The organism is Accumulibacter sp., assembly GCF_029255145.1.
Classification (GTDB): domain Bacteria; phylum Pseudomonadota; class Gammaproteobacteria; order Burkholderiales; family Rhodocyclaceae; genus Accumulibacter.
Window position 1 is genome coordinate 1 of record NZ_JAPUVQ010000123.1, and the last position, 4,968, is coordinate 4,968.

Here is a 4,968-nt window from a genome sequence, read left to right on the forward strand (position 1 = left end):
AAGTTCCAGGCGCTGATCGTTCGCCGGGGTTACAAACGGGCCATCGTCGCTCTGGCTCACAAAATGTTGCGCACCATCTTCTTCATGCTCAAGCGTGGCGAACACTACCGGGATTCCGCCATCAATTATGAGCAGCTCTCCGTGCAGCCAAACGCTTCTCGCTGGATCAAGGCTCTGACTCGCTTCGGCTTCATCCCCGCAGCCGCTTGATTCACGACAACCCATTTCCGTGACCGGTGCCGGTCAGGGCTTCGTGCGTCTTCAAGGAGGGTTCTTTCACATTAACCGCCCGCTGCGTGAAGGCGTCGCCTTGAAGTCATGGCGAGGTGCGCGTTCCCGTACAATGGAAGGCTGGCCTGATCGTGACTGCCGAAGGTGGGCCGAATGTTGTCAGAGCTCTGAATGAGGTCCGAATGTTCCCGTTGACCAGCATGGCCGTACTCGCGCCACGCCGATGGTGCGCGTCGCTGCGTATCGTCGCGATGCTGGCCACCTGCCTGTTCTGGGTGCTGGCCTGTGCGCCGCCCGAGCCGGTGCGCATCGGCTTCCTGGGCGGACTTTCCGGGCGCGTCGCCGACCTCGGCATCGGCGGGCGCAACGGCGCCATCCTAGCGGTCGAGATGCGCAACCAGCAAGGTGGAATCAATGGACGGCCGATCGAACTGATCGCCGAGGATGATCAGCAGGACGCCGCAGTCGCCGTACTGGCTGTCGCACGCCTGCTGGCCCGCAAGGTCGAGTTGGTGATCGGGCCGATGACCAGCGCGATGGCGCTGACTGTACTGCCGCAGTTCAACGCCGCAGGGATTCCGCTGATCTCCCCGACGGCGACGACCAACGCGCTGACGGCGGTCGACGACCAGTTCTTTCGGGTCGTCGCTCCTACTGCCGCACACGTCTTCAAGTCCGCCGAACATCATTTCTGCCGCAGCGGTCTGCGTCGCATGGTACTCGTCTGCGATCTGCGCAACAAGGCCTACAGCCAGAGCTGGGCTGACGATTTCCGCACGGCTTTCGAGCGCCTGGGGGGGCAAGTCACCGCGGCCGTCGACTTCGATGCCGGCGAGTCCCTGGCGGTGGTCGCCAGCAGGGTTCTGGCCAGCAAACCAGACGGTGTGGTGATTATCAGCAACTCGGTGGACACCGCCCTGCTGGTCCAGCAGATCCGCATGCGCGATACGGCCGTTCGCATCGGCACTTCCGAATGGGCAGCGACCGAACGACTGATCGAACTTGGCGGCCGGGCGGTCGAAGGGCTGGTGGTCGCCCAGTACATCGACCGCGCAAGCACTGCGCCGACCTACCTGGCATTTCTTCGCGCTTACCGCGAGCGCTTCGGCCATGAGCCGGGCTTCCCGGGACTGACCTCTTTCGACGCCACCAACGTCGCCCTTGATGCCCTCGCCACCAGGTCCCGTGGTCAGTCGCTCAAGGAGGCCTTGCTGGCGCACGCGGCGTTCGCCGGCGCGCAATCGCCGATCCACTTCGACGCCAAGGGCGACGCGCAACGCGACACCTTTCTCTCAGTGATCCACAATGGCCAGTTCAAGCCCTTGTACTGACCTGGGCGGCAGCTTTTCAAGGCAGCAAGCCGACTTCGCGCCGACCGGTCGGCTGGCCGTCTTGCGGTAGGATTCGCCAGATGGCTCACTCGCTTCGCTTCTGGCTTGCGCTGGGCCTTTCGGCGATGGTCGGAGTAGCGATGGTGGCAGTCGCTGCAGTCCTGCTTGGAGTCTTGCTGCCGCGCCTCAACGATCAGGTGGCGGCCAGCAACAAGGCCCTGAGCACGGTGATCTCCCGACAGGTCGACGATTTCCTGCGGGGATCGGCCGCCGAGCTCGAGCGCGTCGCCGCCGAAATCGAAATGCCGCCGGGCGCCAACCCCGAGCGGACGCGCATCATCATCGATACCCAGGCCAGCGCGCACGCGCCGCTGGATGCGCTCTACGTCCTTGATAGCGATGCACGAGTGGTCGACGTCGGATTGCCGCCAAGTTGCCGGGACGGGCGTGGCGACCTGCTCGGACTGGATTTCTCGGCACGAAGCTTCTTCAGCGCCGTGCAAGCGAGCGACACGGTGATCTGGTCCGACAGCTACCTGTCACAGCGTGGCAAAATTGTCGTTGCCGTCACCGTGCCCCTTGGCAGATCAGCAGCGCCCGGCGCGCGAACACACGGAGCGCTGCTTGGCGAGCTCGATCTTGAGCAACTCTCGGAACACATCGGAGAACTCGGACGATCAGCCGCCGTGCTGCCGATCGTCATCGACAGCCTGGGCCAGGTCGTCGCCCACCCCGATGCCGGTCGCCCCGCCCGCCAGGAAAACCTTGGCAACTTGCCCCCGGTGAAGGCCGGGCTGGCGGGCCACTTCGAAACCGGGCGCTTCTCGCTCGACGGCGTCGAGCAAATCGGCACCGTGACACCGGTCAGCACGTCGGGCTGGCTGACGCTGGTTGCGCAGCCGACCGAACTGGCCTTCGCCACCATGCGCTCGACCTTGCTGGCGATCGCCGCCGGCCTGGCGGTGGCGCTTGCGTTGGCCTTGCTCTGCGCCTACGTCTTTGGTCAGAAGCTGGCACGTGGCGTGGCCGACTTCGGACGGCATGTGCAGGCCATCGCCGACGGCGACTATCAGGCGCCCCTACCCACATCGCGGGCCGAGGAACTGGCCAATCTGGCGGTAAGCATGCGCCGCATGGCCCAAGCCATCCTGGAGCGCGAAGCAGCGCTGGCCGCCTCCGAGGGACACTATCGCGCCTTGTTCAGCGGTGCGCCGCTCGCCTACCAGTCGGTGGACGTCGGGAGCCGCAAGCTCGTCGAGGTCAACGACGCCTGGCTGAGCCTGCTGGGTTACCGGCGCGACGAAGTGATCGGCCACTCGCTCAACGATTTCATCGTTGAGCAATCCTTGCCCGCGGTTGCCGCGAACTTCGCGAAATTCGTCGCCGTTGGGAGGACCGACGACTTCGTCTTCGACGCCCGTCACAAGAACGGCACGGCGATCAGTCTGCTGGTCAGTGGCCGGGTCCACCATGGCGTACATGGACAGCCACGTACCCATTGCATCCTGACCGACGTCACCGAGCGCCAACGCGTCGACCAGGCGCGGCGGCGGTCGGCAGAGCTGCTGGAGCATCAGGCCGAGCGCGCGCTGGCAATGCTCGAACTGCCCAAGGCAGCCGAACGGATGGACGAGGACGAGTTCATCCAGCACGGGCTGGCAGTCGCCGAGCGCCTGACCGGCAGCCGAATCTCCTTCCTGTATTTCGTCGATCCAGATCAGCAGGCGAGCGAGTCGGTGAGCTGGTCGCATGCCACCCGCAGGGGCACCTCGGCGGCGCTCGCCGACCCACTCTGCTCGGTTACTTTGGCCGGACTGTGGGCCCGGGCCATGCGCCAGCGCGCGCCGGTGGTCTGCAACGAGCAAGCGGCAGCGCTTACCAGCGCTCCACCCACCGCCATTACCGGCCTCAAGCGATTGATCAGCGTGCCGGTAATTGAGGGTGGCGTCGGACGCATGCTGCTCGGCGTCGCCAACAAGGCCACTCCGTACAGCGAGTGCGAAATCGAGACCACGCGCCTGCTCAGCCAGGACATCTGGCGAATCGTCAATCAGCGGCGCGCCGAGCAGGCCCAGCGGCTGGCGGCGACGGTGTTCTCGGCCAGCACATCGGCAATCTGCATCACCGACGCGAAGGAACGCATCGTCTCGGTCAACCCGGCACTGACCCTGATCACCGGCTATACCCCGGAGGAAGTCATCGGCCAGACGCCCAAGCTGTTTTCCGCCGGCCTTCAGGGCGAAGCGTCCGGTGACGAGATGTGGGCCCGGATCACGGCGCGCGGACTGTGGAACGGCGAGGTCTGGAATCGCCGCAAAAACGGCGAGGTCTTTCCGGCATGGCTGACGATTACCGCGGTCAAGGACGGCGACGGTGCTGTGACCCACTATACGGGAAGTTTCGACGACATCAGCGAGCGCAAGCGGTCGCAAGAACACATCCAGTTCCTGGCCCACCACGATGCGTTGACCAGGCTACCGAACCGCACCCTGCTCGAGGACCGCATTCGCCAGGCGATCGCTAAGTCCAGACGCGACGGCAAGCACACCGCGGTGCTGTTCCTGGACCTCGACCGCTTCAAGCTGATCAACGACACGCTTGGGCACGATACCAGCGACCAACTGCTGGCGCGCGTCGCCGAGCGCCTCAAGAGCGTGCTGCGCGAAACCGAGACGGTCGCCAGGCTGGGAGGCGACGAGTTCATTATTGTCATCCCCGGACTGGCCGACGTCGAGCGCGCGGCGCGCGTCGCGCAGAAGGTGCTCGAGGTCGTCTCGGCGCCGCAGCTGATCGATGAGCGTCCGTTGCACGTGACTCCGAGTATCGGGATCAGCATCTTTCCGGAAGACGGTGACGACGTCCCGACGCTGCTGCGCAACGCCGACACCGCGATGTATCACGCCAAGGAAAGCGGTCGCAATAACTTCCAGTTTTTTACTCAGGACATGAACCAGGCGGTCCAGGAACGGGTTTCGATCGAGAGTGACTTGCGGACGGCGATTGATAACGAACAGTTCGTGCTTTTCTACCAGCCACAGGTCGACTGCCGCAGTGGCGAGGTCAGCGGCATGGAGGCGTTGATCCGCTGGCGTCACCCGCAGCACGGCCTGGTGCCGCCGAATCGTTTCATTCCGATTGCCGAGGAAACCGGATTGATCGTCGCGATCGGCGACTGGGTACTGCGCGAGGCTTGCCGCCAGGCCAGGGGCTGGCACGACCAGGGACAGCACGGCCTGCGCGTCAGCGTGAACCTTTCCGCACGGCAGTTGCGGCAGGCCAACCTCAGATTTCCTGATCTCGGAGGAAACCCGGTTGGCACTTTAGACGAGGGCGAAGGTCATTCTTGCCCCGGTTTCCGGATGCGGGAAATCTTGCAGGGTGAGTTCCTCGAGGAGCGCGGCGATAG

General features: G+C 64.6%; 2 protein-coding genes and 1 pseudogene. All 3 read left to right on the forward strand.

From position 1 onward, the window contains the following. Positions 1 to 210: pseudogene (locus tag Q1L50_RS14360) on the forward strand (IS110 family transposase); the annotation flags it as partial. A gap of 203 nt (positions 211 to 413) precedes the next feature. Further along, positions 414 to 1,562 (forward strand): ABC transporter substrate-binding protein, encoded by a 1,149-nt coding sequence (locus tag Q1L50_RS14365; protein WP_300339893.1) that lies wholly within the window; start codon positions 414 to 416, stop codon positions 1,560 to 1,562. A gap of 80 nt (positions 1,563 to 1,642) precedes the next feature. After that, a partial coding sequence (locus tag Q1L50_RS14370; RefSeq protein WP_300339895.1) for a diguanylate cyclase occupies positions 1,643 to 4,968 on the forward strand: 3,326 nt, incomplete at its 3' end.